Below are 16,111 nucleotides of genomic sequence, written 5' to 3'. Positions count from 1 at the left end.
CTGGAACCTCGCCATCGAAGGAAGCCTCGGAGTGGGACGATTGACCCACTTGCGCCGAGCCTAGTGCCGGGCCCTGCGGAGCACCACGGGTCGGCACCCCGCGGCGACCCGTGGGCGGCGCCGCCCCCGGCGACTGGTCGGCGACCGCGGCCCCGGCGACTGGTCGGCGACCCCGGCCGTCGCAGCGGAAAGGTAGCGTTGAACGTATGTTCCACTCCTATGCGGCCATCGGCGACAGCTTCACGGAGGGCGTCGGCGACGAGCTGCCCGACGGCAGCGTGCGCGGCTGGGCCGACTTCGTCGCGATGGGCCTCGCGATCGCGGCGCGCGAGCCCGTCGGCTACGCGAACCTCGCGATCCGCGGCCGCAAGCTCGGGCCCATCGTCGACGAGCAGCTCGAGGTCGCGATCGCGCTCAAGCCCGAGGTCATCAGCTTCAACGGCGGCGGCAACGACATGCTGCGTCCGCGCATGCCCGAGGAGCGCGTGGCCGGCCGGTTCCGCCAGGCGGTGCACCGCATCCGCGACGAGGGCATCCACGTGCTCATGCTGAGCGGTGCGAACCCCACCGACCACCTGCCCCTGGGCAAGGTGTTCGACGCACGTGGCGTGCGACTGACGGCCGCGCTCGGCGACCTCGCCGAACTCGACGGCGTCACGTTCGTCGACAACTTCAACGACCGCGGGCTGCGCGACATCCGGTACTGGTCGGCCGACAAGCTGCACCTGAACTCGCTCGGGCACGCGCGCGTCGCGAGCAACGTGCTGACGGCCATCGGCGTCGCGACACCCGAGGAATGGGGCGTCGCGGAGGTCGCCGCCGCGCCCGCCGGCCCGCGCAGCCGCAACACGGCCGCGTACTACCGCGAGTTCGTGCTGCCGTGGATCGGGCGCCGCCTCACCGGCCGTTCATCGGGCGACGGGCGCGCGGCCAAGCGCGCGACGCTGGAGCCCCTGGCTCCCGACGCCGCGCGCTGACCAGGTCAGGACCCCTCGCGCACCGTGTGCACGAAGCCGGCCACGTGCTCGCGCAGCGCCTCCATGCGACGCTGCCGAGCGGCCTCGACGTCGAACCCGAGGTAGGCGACCGACGGAAGCCGCCGCACGTTGCGCGAGCACTCGAAGCCCGCGCAGGCGAGCGTGCCGACCGTGTTGCCGTTGCGGCCCGACGCCCCCGCGCGCTTCGCCGTGTAGAAGACCACGTCGTTCGGGAGGGTCACGTCTTCGCACCACGAGCACTGCGGGCGCGTGCGGATGCGGCCATCGGCCTCGCGCAGCATGATGCCCACGAGCCCGCCCTCGGTCTCGGTCACGACGTATCCGACCTTGGGCAGCTTCGGGTCGCGCCAGCCGAAAAAGTCGAGCGCGTCCCAGTCGAGGGTCGCGAAGCCGGCGGGCAGGGTCACCGCGGCGCGCTCGCGCTGGGTGGCGTTGATGAACGAGGCACGGATGCGCGCGTCGTCGATGGGGAGCATGATGATGAGTCCTTCGTGGTGACGGGTCGGTCGAGCGACCCGTGCTGGTGTTCCGGTGAGAGGTGCCGGAGCGGCATGGGCGGCTCACGGCGGGATCGCGCCGAGGCGCGGGAGGTCACGGGCGCGACGGCCCTCTGAGGCCGGCTCCGAGAACGCCGACGACCTCCTGACGCCCCACGGGCATCGCGAATGGAACATGCTGACTCACGAGCGCCGAGTGTACACAGCGCAGCTGGGCGAACGGGGTGCGCACTACCGGCGCATCGACCACTCGAGCCCGGTCGACTCCGCCGTCCAGGCGAACTCGACGCCGTCGCCCGGCCCGACCCCGACCGGCCGCACGAGGTCGTACAGCTGCTCGTAGCGCACCACCTGATGGATGCCGGTGCCGGCGAAGTCCGCCTCGGCGACGCACGTGGTGCCCGACCCGGCCCAGTTCTCGCGCTGCAGGGTCATGCAGACGTCCCCTCGATCGCGGAACACCCAGGCGCGATACCCGACCTCCGTGCCGATGTACCGCACCGAGGCGAGCGATTCGGGCGTGAGGATGTCGTGGCTGCCCGGCATGAGCGCCTGCGACGGGTCGGGGGCCCGGTCGAAGATCGCCAGGCCGCGCGGCGGCTCGACGAGTTCTCGCAGCGGACCGATCGCCACGACCGCGGCGACGACGGCGGCCACTGCGAGCGCGACCCTGGCCCGCCGACGGGCGCCGCCGCGGGGCGGGGCGGACTCCGGTGCCTCTGCGGCGGATGCGGCGCGCACGTCGAGCCCCGCCTGCGTCGACGGCTCAGCTCGGTCGACCGCCTCCGGCAGGTCGCGCACGTCGTGCAGGAGCTGCTCGAGCACCGCGAGCCCTCCAGAACCATCGGCGCCGACGGCACCACCGGTGGAACCGGCGACGCCTCCCGCACCGGCCATGCCTGCCATGCCAGCCCCGCCTGCGGCACCGGCATCCGCCAGCAGGGGCACCCCCTGCCCCGACGCCGCCGTCATCCGAGCAGCGCCGGACGCGGAGTCGCGGCGCACGAGTTCGGCCTCGGCGGCCTCGAGCTCGGTCGCCGCCGCGCTCGCGTATCCGTCGGGCGTGCCGTAGACGATCCGCCGGAGCACGGCCACGCGTGCCTCGAGCTCGGAACGATCGGAAGACGTCATCGTCGACCCGCCCTCATGCGCCCGATCAGCCGGTCTCGACCACGTTCGCGACGAATGCCCGCGTGCGGCGGGCGAGTCCCTCGATGCGCTCGAGCTCGCGCAGGCTCGGCATGACCTCCGACGGGGCGGCCGGTCGGCCGAGCCGCACGGTCTCCTGGCATGCGAGGTCGCTGCACATGTAGACGCCCACGCTGTCGCCGCGCTCGCCTGCGGGGCCCGCACGCCTCGCCGACACCATGGCGACCTGGTCGGCCGGCTGCTGGGTGTGGCAGAGGTTGCAGATCGCCGCCCGGTGGTGCGATCCGCTCGACTTCGGCGCGCGGAGCACGACCCCGACGGCCGACCCGCCGAGCTCGGTCACGAGGTAGCCGCGGCCGGCGATGCGGGGGTCGCGCCAGGCGAAGGCGTCGAGGTGCGCCCACTCCGTCACGAAGAACGAGACCGGCAGCGACAGCTGTTCGAGCTCGCCGGCCGACGCGTTGCGGAATGCGTCGCGCACCTCGGCCTCGGTCAGCGCCTGCATCGATCTCCCCGTGTCCGTGCGATTCATCGAACCCCACCAGTCTACGAAGCCCGGCCGCCGACGCGACCGGTTCAGCCGATCGAGGCGACGACCTCCTGCACGCGGGCGCGGAGCGCCGCCGAGATCGGCGACGAACCGGCACCCTCGGCCGCGGCATCCTGGCCGGCCTCGCTCGCGATCCAGTCGAGGTAGGCGCCCACCAGCTCGCCCTCCTGCTCGTCGACGTACGAGCGGCACGCGATGAGGTAGCTGACGAGCACGAGCGGATATGCGCCCGCGGCATCCGTCGCCCGGTCGATATCGATCACGAGGTCGTCGTCGGCTCGCCCCGGCTGCATGGGCGAGGCGTCGAGGATCGCCGCGGCCGCCTCGGGCGTCGGCGAGACGAACGCGTCGCCGACCGCGAGCTGCGCGACGTCCATGCCGGTCGTGCGCGACGCGTCGAGGTAACCGATGACGTTCACGCCGTCGCGGATCACCGACGCGACGCCCGAGCTGCCCTGCGCGGCCTCGCCCTCGTAGGGGAACGTGCCCGACGGCTCGTCGGGCCACTCGGCGGGCGCCGCCTCGTGCAGGTAGTCGACGAAGTTCTCGGTGGTGCCGGAGTCATCGGACCGGTGCACGGCCGTGATGCGCGCGTCGGGCAGCGCCGTGCCGGGATTGAGCGCCACGATCGCGGGGTCGTTCCACCGGTCGATGTCGCCGCTGAAGATGCGGGCGACGGATGCCGCGTCGAGGCGCAGCGAGTCGACGCCCTCGACGTTGTAGGCGAGCGCGATGGGCGACACGTAGAGCGGCAGGTCGACCGCGCCCGCACCGTCGGTGCAGCGGCCGACCTCGCCGGTCGTCTGGTCGGGAGCGAGGGCCGCGTCGCTGCCCGCGAACGCGACCGCGCCGACCAGGAACTGGTCGCGACCCGCACCGGAGCCCGCCGGGTCGTAGTTCACCGTCGTGCTGCCGTTCGCGGTCTGGAAGCCGGCGACCCACACATCCTGTGCGGAGGCCTGCGCCGACGAGCCCGAGCCGTCGATCGTGCCCGAGAGATCGCTCGGCTGCTGGTCGCGTTCGTTGGCCGCGCAGCCGCTCAGCAGCGCGAGCATCACGATCGCGCCGAACCCGGTGGAGATGTGTCGCGCACCCATGGGCCGATCGTATCGAGGCGCACCTGAGAACCCGCCAGCGCGGTGGGCCGGTTGGTCGCTGCTCCGGCTGCGGCAGCAGCAGCAGCGGCAGCGGCAGCGGCAGCGGCCGACGGTCAGTCGAACGAGACGCGCGGCCGGTCGTCGGCCACGGGACACCAGCCCTCGGGCGTGCGGGAGTACTCGAACGCCGGACCCTCGGCCACGAGCTGCCCGAGCGCCGCGACGAAGCGGTCGACGTCGTCGGCGGTCGAGCCCGCGCCGAGGCTCGCCCGGAGTCCGTTCGAGCGCGACGAGACGCGGTCGAAGAACGGGTGCGCGCAGAACCGCCCGGCCCGCACCGAGATGCCGTGCTCGGCGCCGAGGGCGGCCGCGACGAGGCCGACCGAGCCGCGCTCGAGCTCGATCGTGGCGATGCCGAGCCGGTCGTCGGCGTCGTCGAATCCGCGGATGACGCGCACGCCCGGCAGCGCGTCGAGTCCGTCGTGCAGGCGGGCCGTGACGGCCGCCTCGTGCGCCTCCCGCTCGGCGTCGCCGAGACGCTCCAGCTCGGCGAGGGCTCGCGCGAGAGCCGCGATGCCGACCACGTTCGGCGTTCCGGCCTCGTGCCGGTCGGCGCCGGTCTTCCAGCCGACCTGCTCGAGCGCGACGTGCTCGACGGCGCCGCCGCCCGCGAGGAACGGCGGGGCCGCGTCGAGCCAGTCGGCCCGGCCGACGAGCGCGCCCGCCCCGAAGGGGGCGTACGCCTTGTGCCCCGAGAAGGCGATGAAGTCGAGGTCGGATGCCGAGAGGTCGACGCGTCGGTGCGGCAGCAGCTGCGCGGCGTCGACGGCGATGCGGGCGCCGTGCGCGTGGGCGATGCGAGCGAGTTCGGCGATCGGCAGCACCTCGCCGGTGACGTTCGAGGCCCCCGTCACCGAGAGCAGCGCGGCCGGGCGCGAGGCGAGCTCGGCGTCGAGCGCGGCGAGCGTCTCGGCGATGCTCGTGCGGGCCACGACGACGCGGCGGTCGCGCCAGGGCAGCAGGTTCGCATGGTGCTCGATGTCGAGCACCACGGTCTCGCCGGGCACCGCCGTCGCGAGCAGGTTGAGCGCTTCGGTCGTGTTCCGCGTGAAGACCACGAGATCGCCGTCGCGGGCGCCGACGTGCCTCGCGACGCTCGCGCGGGCGTCTTCGACGAGCGCGGTCGCGGCCTGCGACGGATACCCGCTGCCGCGGTGCACGCTCGAGTAGTAGGGCAGCACGCGGGCGACGTGGGCCGCGACGGCCTGCAGCGCCGGGGCGGAGGCCGCGATGTCGAGGTTCACGTGCCGCACGGTGCCGCCGCCGAGCACGGGCACCTCGAGCCCGGCATCGGTGAGCGGCGCGAGCGGAACGGCGCCGTCGGCGACCCGGCCGGCCGCGGCACCCGGGCGGATCGCGGCATCCGTGCGCACCGGTTCGCGCACGTCGGTGCGGGCTGCGGTCTCGATCACGGATGCTCCAATGCTGGTCAGGCGTCGAACCTACGACCGCCGCCGACGGGCCGACAAGCGCCGACCGTCGCACGTGGTCACGGGGTGCAACATTCGGTCACGAACCGGCCGCTCGCCCCGCTCGGGGAGCGACGACGGAGGCATCGAGACCGGAGGGTCGCCCGCCCCTCGGCTCAGATGTGGGCGCCCGCGTAGCTCGGGTATGCGAACCGGCTCTCGGGGCGGGCGAGCCCGAGGTGCTCGCGCAGCGTCTCGCCCTCGTAGGCCGGGGGCAGCACGCCGCGGCGCACGAGTTCGGGCGCGACGAGGGAGGTGAACGCCTCGAACTGCGCGGGCTGCACGGCCGAGAGCACGTTGAAGCCGTCGACGGCCCCGGCCTCGCCCCAGGTCTCGAACTCGCCCGCGATGTCGGCGGCGGTGCCGACGATGATGGGCGCGTTCACGGCGGCGGCGACGACGAGATGCCGCAGCGTGGGCGGACGCGTGCCCCCGGGCGTGCGCCCGGTGCGCTCGGCGACGATCTCGACGAGCTGCTGCCCCGCCGCGCCGAACTGCTCGGCGATCGCCGGGGTCACCGCGAGGTCGGGCGAGCGGCCCGCGAGGTCGACGCCCACGAGCGGCGAGAGGCTCGCGAGCGATCGCGACGCCGGGAACCCGGGCGGCGGCCCGTCGGGCCAGTCCTCGACGATCTGCATGAGCTCCGATAGCTCGTCGGCGAGCTGCTGCGCGTCGGCGCGCGTCTCCCCCACGATCGGCAGCACGGGCGCGATCACCTTGAGCGTGCGGTCGTCGCGTCCGGACTCGAACGCGAGCGCGCGCAGCTCCTCGCGCACCGACACGGCGTGGGCGAGGTCGTTCGCGGCGACGAGCGCGAGGTCGGCGCTCTGCGCCGCGATGAGCTGCGACCGCGGCGAGGCCCCCGACCGCACGATCGGCAGGTGCCCCTGAACAGGACGCAGCACGTTGAGCGGTCCGGTCGAGCGCACGTGCCGGCCGCGGAACGCGGTCTCGTGCAGGCTGCCCGGTGCGAGGAAGCGGCCCGTCGCGACATCCGCCACGATCGCGTCGTCGTCGAACGAGTCCCAGAGGCGTCGCAGCAGCGTCTCGAACTCGACCGCCCGCTCGTACCTGGTGCCGTTCACGAGCTCGAAGTCGACGCCGTGGTTCGCGGCGGCTCGCGGGTCGGCCGTGGTCACGAGGTTCAGCCCGGCCCGACCGCCCGAGAGCAGGTCGATCGACGCCGTCGCGCGGGCGACCGTGTACGGGTCGGCGTAGGTCGAGTCGACCGTCGCGATGAGCCCGATGCGGTCGGTCACCGCCGCGAGGTGCGAGATCGTCGACAGCGGGTCGATGCGCGCGACGAGGTAGGGGTCGCGGTGCTCGAGGTCGGTGCCGGTCGCGAGCCAGTCGCCGAAGAACAGGTAGTCGAGGCGCGCCTCTTCGGCGAGGCGCGCGGTCAGTCGCAGCACCCCCGCGTCCTGCCGGGGGTCCCGGTGCGCGCCGGGATACCGCCATCCCGACGGGTAGGCGCCGATCGCGCGCACCATCGCGCCGATGATGAGTCTCGTCATCGTCGTTCCCCTCGTCGTGGCGTCGTATGCGGCATCCCTCGAAGCTAGGTCGAGGCGGGCGGATGTCGCGAGCGCCGCCGACGCGGGCGGTAAGGCGGCGCAACAGGCCGTCGCATTGCGCCGCATGACGACATGTCAGATGCCGCCGCGCTGCTAGATCAGGCCAGCCGCAGCAGCCGCTCGGTGACGCGTGCCGAGAACGCGAGCGCCTCGACCGGGACGTGCTCGTCGGCCGTGTGGAACTGGCCGAACACGTCGAAGCCGTCGGGCACTCGGAGCGGCACGAAGCCGTAGCCGGCGATGCCGAGCCGCGACAGGTGCTTGTTGTCGGTGCTCGCGGGCAGCAGGTAGGGCACGACGAGGCCGTCGGGGTCGTCGGCCTCGATCGCCCGCTGCATGGCCGCGACGATCGGGGCGTCGACGGGCGAGGCGATGGGCGCGATCCACGTGCTCACCTCGAGCTCGACGTCGTCGCCGACGACCCCGCGCAGCTGCTCGACGAACGACTCCTCGTGCCCGGGCAGCACACGCAGGTCGAGGCTCGCCGAGGCGACGCCGGGGATGACGTTCGTCTTGGATCCGGCGTCGAGCACGGTCGGCGACGCGGTGTCGCGGGCACCCGCGCCGAGCAGCGAACCCGTGAACCCGAGCTCGGCGAGCTCGGCCTCGACGTCGGCCGCGGCATCCGGGAACGCCTGACCGCGCGCCTCGCCGAACCGCTGCAGGAACACCTCGAGCGCCGGCGTGCGCGTGAACGGGAACCGGTGGTCGCCGATCGCGGCGACCGCGCGCCCGATGCGCACCACCGGGTTGTCGGGCGTCGGCCGGGAGCCGTGGCCCGGGCGTCCACGTGCGGTGATGCGCGCCCAGGCGACGCCCTTCTCGGCGGTGGCCACGAGATACGCGCGTCGTGGCCGGTTCGGGCAGCCCGCGGCATCCGGAGCCTTCGAGCCGGCCGGAGCAGGCGAGCCGGTCGCGGTCGGCGCGTCCGTCGGGCCGGGCAGGATCGGCACCGAGAAGCCGCCGACCTCGCTGAGCGCCTCGATCGCCCCCGCGAAGAGGTCGGGCCGGTGCTCGACGAGCCATTTCGCACCCCAGGTGCCGCCCGCCTCCTCGTCGGCGAAGAACGCGAAGACGAGATCGCGCGGCGGCACGAACCCCTCGCGGGCGAACGACCGCGCGACCGCGACGAGCACGCCGGCGAAGTTCTTCATGTCGACCGCGCCGCGCCCGTAGAGCAGGCCGTCGTGGATCTCGGCCCCGAACGGCGGATGCCGCCAGTCCTGCCCCTCGACCGGCACCACGTCGAGGTGGGCGTGCACGACGAGTGCTCCGCGTTCGGGCGGGCCGCCGTCGGGACCGGCCCCGCGCAGCCGGGCCACGACGCTGCCGCGGCCCGGCGTCGACTCGACGAGCTCGCTCTCGAGGCCGGCCTCGGCGAGCGCCGACTGCACGAGCCGGGCGGCCCGCGTCTCACCGTCGCTGATGGTGCGCAGGTCGCCCGTGTTGACGCTGTCGATGCGGATCAGCTCGCGGATGTAGTGCAGCGCCTCGCGCTCGAGCAGGGAATCGCCCGAGCCCGGGTCGCCGACGGCGCGCGCGTCGCCCGCCTGCACTCCGTCCGAGGTCTCGCTCACCGTCCCAGTCAACAACGTCTCCGACATCAGTGCTCGTGCAATCCCGAGAGCTTGAACGCCAGCCGGCCGTGCGCGTAGCCGCCGCCCGCGCGGATCGCGGTCGCGACCCACGCCGACTCGGCGAGCTCGGCCTCGGAGGCTCCGGCCTTGACCGCGTTCTTCGAATGCGCGTCGATGCAGTACGAGCACTGCGTGGTGATCGACACCGCGAGGGCGATGAGCTCGCGGTACTTGAGCGGGATCTCGCGCCCCTCTGCGGCGAACACCGTCGCGTCGAAGTCGGCGAACGCCTTCAGGATGTCGGGCGTGTGCTCCTTGTAGACCTTGGTGTAGCTGCGGTCGCTCGGGTCGAAGTAGCCGGTCACTCGGCCTCCTCCCAGGCCCCGACGAGCGAGTCGAGGCGCGAGTCGGCGCCGAGGCTCACGCCGTGCACGGTCGGCAGGGTGCCGAGGATCGAGGTGAGCTCGTGCACGGGCACCTGGTGCACCTGCTCGGCGATGCGGGCCTGCGCCTCGGCGAGCTTCTCGTCGCGGGCGTCGGGGTCGGCGAGCGCGGCCTGCTCCTGCAGCAGCGCCTCGAGCTCGGGGTCGTCGAGGTGCAGGCGGTTGCTCGCCGCGGTCGAGTACGTGGTGCGCAGGACGTCGCCGTCGGCGCGGGAGAGGTTCTGCCACGACAGGTCGAAGTCGCCCGACTCCTGGATCTTCAGGAACTCGGGAACACTGCCGCCCACGAGCTCGACCTCGACGCCGACCTCCTTGAGCTGCTGCTGGATCAGTTCGAGCGAGGTCTGGTTCGGACCGAAGTTGGTGATCCACGCGAGCTTCAGGCTGAGCGGCTGTCCGTCCTTCGATCGAGTGCCGTCGGCGCCCTCGGTCCAGCCGGCCTCGTCGAGCAGGTCGGCGGCCGCCTCGGGGTCGTACGCGAACGCGTCGCCCTCGTCGGCGAAGCCAGGCGTGGTCTTCGCGAGCGAGCTCGTGGCGACGGCGAACAGGTCGTTCAGCGCGGTGTCGCGCACGACCTCGGGGTCGATGGCCGCGGCGATCGCCTTGCGCACGTCGAGGTCGGCGACCGCCGGCCGCGACTCGTTGAAGTAGACGCCGAACGTCGCTCCGGGGTTGCCGCGGTACACGAGGGGGAAGCCGGCGTCGTCGATGGTCTGCACGTCGTTCGGCTGCACGCCGCCGATGACGTCGACCTGCTCGGAGGTGAGGCTGCCGGTGCGCACGCTCGCCTCCGGCACGACCTGGAACACGACCTCGTCGAGGTGCGCGGCGCCGTCGTTGCCGAGCGCCTCGGGCGCCCAGGCGTAGTCGTCGCGCGCCGCGAGCACCGTCTCGACGTCCTTCGTGTACTCGCCGAGCGTGAATGGGCCGGAACCGACGATCGCCCGGCCGTCGGCGCGCTCGTCGAACGGCGTCTCGAGCGTGGCGGCGCCGACGATGCCGAGGGCGACGGTCGCGGTCGAGTTCGGGAACGCGGCGTTCGGGGTGCTGAAGCGCACCTCGACCGTGTGCTCGTCGACGGCGACGGTCTCGTCGTAGCCGATGAGCAGCGCTGCGGCGTTCTGGGCGGATGCCCCGGCCGCGACGATGTCGTCGAACGTGCCCTTGACGTCGGTCGCGGTGAGCGGCGTGCCGTCCGAGAAGGTCACGTCGTCGCGCAGCGTGAACGTGAACACGGTCGCGTCGTCGTTCGAGCTCCACTCGGTCGCGAGCCACGGCTCGAGGCGGCCGGTCCCGGGGTTCTGGTAGAGCAGCGAGTCGACCAGCTGGCGGGTCACGTAGAGCGTGTCGTTGCCCGATCCCGTGCCCGAGGGGTTCAGCGAGATCGGGTCGTTCCCGATCGCGAAGGCGAGGCTGCCGCCGTCGACGACCGTCGCGGTGGACTCGCCGCTGCCGGCCGGCTGCGCGTCGGCGCAGCCTGCGAGGACGAGGGCGGTCGACGTCGCGAGGGCCGCGACGACGAAGCGTGTGGTGGTGCGCATGTGGTTCTCCTGGTGTGTTCGGTGTGCAGGTCTGGGTGGTGCGGGTGGTCTGGTTGCGGCGCGATCGCGACGAGCGGATGCCGCGGCCGGCGGTCAGGCGCGGGCGGCGCGCCCCGGGATCGCGTCGAGCAGCTCCTGCGTGTAGGCCTCGCGCGGGTCGCGGAAGAGGCGCGAGGTCTCCCCTGCCTCCACGACCCGGCCGTCGCGCAGCACGAGCACGTCGTGCGCGATGCGGCGCACGACGGCGAGGTCGTGCGAGATGAACAGGTAGCTCACGCCGAGCTCGGCCTGGATCTCGGTCAGCAGCGTGAGGATCTGGTCCTGGATCGAGACATCGAGCGCCGAGACCGGTTCGTCGAGCACGACCAGGTCGGGCGAGAGCGCGAGCGCCCGGGCGATCGCGACGCGCTGCCGCTGCCCGCCCGAGAGCTCCGCGGGCTTGCGGTCGATGGTGCCGCCGGGCAGCGCGACGACGTCGAGCAACTCCTCCACCCGGCGGCGGCGCTCGGCACGCGAGCCCACGCCGAAGGCCTCGAGCGGGTCGGAGACGATGCGGCCGATCGGCAGGCGCGGGTTGAGCGACGCGTACGGGTTCTGGTGCACGAGCTGTGCCCGGCGACGGAAGCGCCGCACGGCGCCCGATCCGAGCGCGGTGAGGTCGAGGCCGTCGAACTCGACGCGGCCCGAGGTCGCCTCGGCGAGCCGAAGCACCAGACGCGCGGTCGTCGACTTGCCCGACCCCGACTCCCCGACGAGGGCGAGCGTGCGCCCGCGCGGGATCGCGAAGCTCACTCCGTCGACGGCGCGATGCACGCCTCCTCCGGCCGCCCGGGGCACGGGGAACTCCTTCACGAGGTCGTGGGCGACCACGAGCGGGGCGGATGCCGCGGCGAACGCCTGCCCGGCGGCATCCGCCTGCGCTTCCGCACCAGTCGACCCCGTGGCATCCGTCACCCGAGCCGGCCCGACGACAGGTTCGCCCGCCGGCGCGTCGAGGTCGAGGCTCGGCGCCGCCGCGATGAGCGCCCGCGTGTAGGGGTGCTTCGGCGAGCCGAGCACCTCGGCCGGCGTGCCCTGCTCGATGACCTCGCCCTGCGACATGACGACGATGCGATCGGCGCGGTCGGCCGCGACGCCGAGGTCGTGCGTGATGAGCAGCACGGCCGTGCCGAGGTCGTGCTTCAGCCGGTCGATGCGGTCGAGGATCTGCCGCTGCACCGTGACGTCGAGCGCGCTCGTCGGCTCGTCGGCGATCACGAGCGCCGGCCTCGCGATGAGCGCGATCGCGATGAGCACGCGCTGGCGCATGCCGCCCGAGAGCTCGTGCGGGTACTGCTGGGCCTGGCGCTCGGGGTCGGGCAGGCCGGCCTCGGCGAGCGCGTCGACCGCTCGAGCCGCGGCGGTGCGACGATCGGCGAGGCCGTGGATCTCGAGCACCTCGGCGACCTGGCGCCCGATGCGCTGCACGGGGTTGAGGCTCACGGTCGGGTCCTGCGGCACGAAGCCGATGGCCCGGCCGCGGAGTCCGCGCAGCTCGACGCGCGAGATCGCGGTGACGTCGCGGCCCTCGAAGCGGATGCTCCCCTGCGCGATAGACGCGGTCGAGGGCAGCAGCTGCACGACGGCGTGGGCGGTCGTCGACTTGCCCGAGCCCGACTCGCCGACGATCGCGACGGTCTCGCCGGCGTGCACGGTGAGGCTGGCGTCGCGCACGGCCTCGATCGTGCCGGCCGTCGTGCGGTAGCTCACGGCGAGGTTCGCGATCTCGAGCAGGGGTGCGCCGGGCTCGTCCGCGGCGAGCGCGGTGGCGGTCCGGGCCACGGACACGGCGTCGGTCGTTCGGTTCTCTGATGCGGCGCTCATCGGGTGCGCCTCCCTTCGGTGTCGAGGGCGCGGGAGACTCGGTTGGCGGCGAGCACGGTCGCGGCGATGACGAGACCGGGGAAGGTCGTCAACCACCAGGCGTTCCGCAGGAAGTCGCGACCCCCCGAGACGAGCGAGCCCCACTCGGGCGCGGGCGGCGGAGCGCCGTACCCGAGGAAGCTCAGGGCCGAGACCGCGAGGATCGCGCCGGCGAACTCGAGCACCGCGAGCACGAGCACGGGTCCGGCCGAGTTCGGCAGCACGTGGCGGAACAGCACCCGCCCCCAGCGGTCGCCCGAGGCCCGGGCCGCGTCGACGTAGACCGAACTGCGCACGCGCAGCACCTCCGACCGCGAGATGCGCGAGACGGTCGCGATGCTCGCGAAGCCGACCGCGACGGCGACGTTGATCGTGCCGAATCCGAGCGCCGTGATGATCGCGAGGCTGAGCAGCAGCGCTGGGATCGCGAGCAGCACGTCGGCCAGGCGCATGACGGCTTCGTCGACGAACCGGCCGACGAAGCCGGCGAGGAGGCCGAGCAGGGTTCCGACGACGAGTCCGACGGCGACGGCGATGCCTGCGGCCGTGAGCGTGAGGGCCGTGCCGTGCACGACGCGCGTGTAGAGGTCGCGGCCGAGCTGGTCGGTGCCGAACCAGTGCGCCGCAGAGGGGCCCTGCAGCCGGTCGGCCGGAACCCCGTCGAGCGGGTCGCCGGGCGCGAGCAGGTTCGGGGCGATCGCAGCCACGACGACGAGGGCCAGCCATACAAGCGCGACCAGCAGCACGGGTCGGCCGAGCACCTGCCGGATGCCGCGACCGGCGCGCAGCGCGGCGTCGGCCGAGCGGCTGCGCACCGCATCGGCGAAGCGCGCCTCGGCCGTGGCGGCGAACACGTCGTCGGACTGCTCGTGCCGGTCGGGCACGAGGGCGGTGGTCTCGCTCATGCAGGCTCCCCCTGGGTCGATGCGGCGGGTCGGCTCCCGGCGGGTCGGCTCCCGGCGGGCACGGCGGCGGCGGGCACGCCGGCGACGGCTCCGGATGCCGCGGGTGCGGGCCGTGCGCTCGGCACCGTCACCCCGACGCGACCCCGACGACGGGCGGCCGCGCCAGATGTGACGATGCGCGGGTCGAGCAGCGGCGCCACGAGGTCGACCGCGAGGTTGGCGAGCACGAACGCGATTGCGGCGATGAGCACGACGCCCTGCACGACGGGCACGTCCTGCTGCTGCACGGCGCTCGCCGTGACCCGCCCGATGCCGGGGCGCGAGAACACGGTCTCGGTCACGACCGTGCCCGAGAGCAGCTGCCCGACGATGAGGCCCGTGACGGTGAGCGCGGGCAGCGCCGCGTTCTTCAGGGCGTGGCCGAGGTGCACGCGGGCGCGGCTCGCGCCCTTGGCCCATGCAGTGTCGACGTAGGGCTCGCGCAGCGTGTTCGAGAGGCTCTTCGAGAGCAACTGGGCGATCGTCGCACCCGTCGGCAGGGCGAGCGTGATCGCGGGCAGCACGAGCGAGACGAAGCCGCGGTCGCCCACCGCCGGGAAGATCGGCACCGTGAACGAGAACCACTGGATGAGCATGAGGCCGAACCAGAACGCGGGCACGGCGACGCCGAGCGGCGGCAGCCCGAGCAGCACGTCGGCCAGCCACCGGTGGCGCGTGACGTTCGCCGCGATCGCGATGCCGGCACCGGCGATGACAGCGATCACGAGCGCGAACGCCGAGATCGCGACGGTCGGCGGCAACGCCTCGCCGAGGATCGCGGTCACGGGTCGACCCGTGACGATCGAGGTACCGAGGTCGCCGCGCAGCACCGCGCCGAGCTGGTCGAGGTACTGCACGATCAGCGGCCGGTCGAGCCCGAGCTGAGCGCGCAGGGCGTCGAGCTGCGCCGGGGTGATGTCGGTCGCGTCGGCCCCCGCGAGGAGCGTGACGGGGTCGCCGGGCAGCGCGTAGAGCACGAGGAACGACACCGTGTACGCCGCCCACAGCACGCCGACCGCCTGCAGCAGGCGCAGCAGCACGTACCTGGCCATCAGGCGGCCTCCGTGCTCGCACCGGCGACCACGGCACCATCGGTTCCGGATGCCGCGGCGCGCGCCGGGGCATCCGTGGCCGGCTTCGCGGTCCAGCCGAGCTCGGGCGCGACGAGCCGGGCGACGTCGTCGAGGATCTGGCGGTAGTCGTCGACCGAGAACTCGTAGGGCAGCTCGAGCCGCAGGTCGGTCGCGTTCGCGACCACGGGGTCGGCGGCGAGCCGCTCGAGGATCTCCTCCGCCGTGCCGACGAGGTCGGGCGCGAACTGCGTGAGGCGCTCGCCGTGCGCGATGCGCGTGCGCTCCACGCGGCTCGCGCGGTACTCGGCGTACCGCGCTCGGGTCGCCCGGTCGGCGCCGTCGGTCGGCACGATGACCCGGCCGAGCGCCACACGCGGCGCGCCGGCACCGCGGTATGCGTCGCGGTACCGGGCGAGCACGTCGGCCTGCGTCGCGGCGAACGCGGCGGGTCCGCCCTCGGCGACCGCCCCGCCCGAGACGATATTGCCCGTCAGGAGGCCGAGCCCCCGCTCCGCGGCCCACTCGGCCGAGCGTGCGGAGCCGGCGCCGATCCAGACGCGGTCGCGCAGGCCCGCGGCGTGCGGCTGCAGGCGCGGTCGCTGCACGTTGCCCGGCGAATGGATCACGGTGTCGGCGTCGCCGAGGAACTCGCCGGACAGGTTCTCGAGCAGCCGGTCGACCCTGGCGTGCGAGAAGTCCTGGCCGCTCCAGTCGCCGTCGAACACGCGCTCGCCGATGAGCTCGACGTGCGGCGGGCGGCCGGCGCTCACGCCGACCTCGAGGCGGCCGCCCGAGAGCACGTCGGCCGTCGAGAGGTCCTCGGCGAGCCGGAACGGGCTCTCGTAGCCGATCGGGATCACCCCGATGCCGAGCCGGATGCGGCTCGTGCGCTGCGAGGCCGCGGCGAGGAACACGGGCGCCGACGACACCCCGTGCTCCAGGTGCCGCTGTCGCACCCAGGCCCCGTCGAACCCGAGGCGCTCGCCGTGCTCGAACAGGGCGAGGGTGTCCTCGAGGCCCTGCTCGGGGCGGGCGTCGTCGTAGTTGCCCGGGGTCAGGAATGCGATGGTCGAAAGGGTGCTCATGCCGCCACTGAACCGTCGGTCGGCGCCTCTGCCAAGCCGTGTCGCGAACCGTGACCGAAGGTGGCGCCGGGTGTCGCCGCGCGACGGATCGTGACGTCGGCCGGCCGCGCGGTGTGACCGCGTGTGACCTCCGCACGCGGCATCCGATGAAG

General features: G+C 73.6%; 14 protein-coding genes. 1 reads left to right on the top strand and 13 read right to left on the bottom strand.

The window, feature by feature from the left end:
- Positions 1 to 206: 206 nt before the first annotated feature.
- Positions 207 to 977, top strand: a complete 771-nt coding sequence (locus ACFVS8_RS09115) for an SGNH/GDSL hydrolase family protein (protein WP_387060549.1) — start codon at positions 207 to 209, stop codon at positions 975 to 977.
- Positions 978 to 982: 5 nt separating this feature from the next.
- On the opposite strand, the gene ACFVS8_RS09110 is transcribed toward ACFVS8_RS09115, so the two are convergent.
- The 13 genes from ACFVS8_RS09110 to ACFVS8_RS09050 all read right to left on the bottom strand — a co-directional run bounded on the left by ACFVS8_RS09110 (position 983) and on the right by ACFVS8_RS09050 (position 15,959).
- The gene (locus ACFVS8_RS09110) at positions 983 to 1,474 is read right to left on the bottom strand and encodes an FBP domain-containing protein (RefSeq protein WP_387060547.1); all 492 of its coding nucleotides are present in this window, start codon (positions 1,472 to 1,474) and stop codon (positions 983 to 985) included.
- A gap of 252 nt (positions 1,475 to 1,726) precedes the next feature.
- Positions 1,727 to 2,626, bottom strand: coding sequence for a hypothetical protein (locus tag ACFVS8_RS09105; RefSeq protein ID WP_387060545.1), 900 nt, complete (start codon positions 2,624 to 2,626; stop codon positions 1,727 to 1,729).
- Between the two features lie 25 nt (positions 2,627 to 2,651).
- Positions 2,652 to 3,176, bottom strand: coding sequence for an FBP domain-containing protein (locus ACFVS8_RS09100; RefSeq protein ID WP_387060542.1), 525 nt, complete (start codon positions 3,174 to 3,176; stop codon positions 2,652 to 2,654).
- A gap of 44 nt (positions 3,177 to 3,220) precedes the next feature.
- Positions 3,221 to 4,291, bottom strand: coding sequence for a phosphate ABC transporter substrate-binding protein PstS (locus ACFVS8_RS09095; RefSeq protein WP_387060539.1), 1,071 nt, complete (start codon positions 4,289 to 4,291; stop codon positions 3,221 to 3,223).
- A 113-nt stretch (positions 4,292 to 4,404) separates the two neighbouring features.
- Entirely contained in the window at positions 4,405 to 5,763 is a 1,359-nt protein-coding gene (locus ACFVS8_RS09090; RefSeq protein WP_387060536.1) for an aminotransferase class V-fold PLP-dependent enzyme, read from the bottom strand.
- Between the two features lie 173 nt (positions 5,764 to 5,936).
- Positions 5,937 to 7,334 carry an NtaA/DmoA family FMN-dependent monooxygenase gene (locus ACFVS8_RS09085; protein WP_387060534.1) on the bottom strand — a complete coding sequence of 466 codons (1,398 nt, stop codon included), beginning with the start codon at positions 7,332 to 7,334 and terminating at the stop codon, positions 5,937 to 5,939.
- Positions 7,335 to 7,492: 158 nt separating this feature from the next.
- On the bottom strand, positions 7,493 to 8,971 hold the full coding sequence (locus ACFVS8_RS09080) for a M20/M25/M40 family metallo-hydrolase (RefSeq protein WP_387060531.1): 1,479 nt from the start codon (positions 8,969 to 8,971) through the stop codon (positions 7,493 to 7,495).
- A gap of 26 nt (positions 8,972 to 8,997) precedes the next feature.
- Positions 8,998 to 9,336 (bottom strand): carboxymuconolactone decarboxylase family protein, encoded by a 339-nt coding sequence (locus tag ACFVS8_RS09075; RefSeq protein WP_387060529.1) that lies wholly within the window; start codon positions 9,334 to 9,336, stop codon positions 8,998 to 9,000.
- Complete coding sequence (locus ACFVS8_RS09070) at positions 9,333 to 10,955, bottom strand: ABC transporter substrate-binding protein (protein WP_387060526.1); 1,623 nt, start codon at positions 10,953 to 10,955, stop codon at positions 9,333 to 9,335. Before ACFVS8_RS09070 ends, ACFVS8_RS09075 begins: the two co-directional genes overlap by 4 nt.
- Before the next feature lie 93 nt (positions 10,956 to 11,048).
- Positions 11,049 to 12,818 (bottom strand): dipeptide ABC transporter ATP-binding protein, encoded by a 1,770-nt coding sequence (locus ACFVS8_RS09065; protein WP_387060524.1) that lies wholly within the window; start codon positions 12,816 to 12,818, stop codon positions 11,049 to 11,051.
- Positions 12,815 to 13,762, bottom strand: coding sequence for an ABC transporter permease (locus ACFVS8_RS09060; protein ID WP_387060517.1), 948 nt, complete (start codon positions 13,760 to 13,762; stop codon positions 12,815 to 12,817). Before ACFVS8_RS09060 ends, ACFVS8_RS09065 begins: the two co-directional genes overlap by 4 nt.
- The gene (locus tag ACFVS8_RS09055; RefSeq protein ID WP_387060514.1) at positions 13,759 to 14,853 is read right to left on the bottom strand and encodes an ABC transporter permease; all 1,095 of its coding nucleotides are present in this window, start codon (positions 14,851 to 14,853) and stop codon (positions 13,759 to 13,761) included. The genes ACFVS8_RS09060 and ACFVS8_RS09055 overlap by 4 nt, the downstream gene beginning before the upstream one ends.
- Positions 14,853 to 15,959: an LLM class flavin-dependent oxidoreductase gene (locus ACFVS8_RS09050; protein ID WP_387060512.1), complete on the bottom strand. Its 1,107-nt coding sequence runs from the start codon at positions 15,957 to 15,959 to the stop codon at positions 14,853 to 14,855. The genes ACFVS8_RS09055 and ACFVS8_RS09050 overlap by 1 nt, the downstream gene beginning before the upstream one ends.
- Positions 15,960 to 16,111: the final 152 nt, after the last annotated feature.

Source organism: Agromyces sp. NPDC058110 (assembly GCF_042884735.1).
Taxonomy (GTDB): Bacteria; Actinomycetota; Actinomycetes; order Actinomycetales; family Microbacteriaceae; genus Agromyces.
The sequence above is the reverse complement of the archived record's forward strand: the minus strand, read 5'-3'. Positions and strand labels throughout refer to the sequence as shown.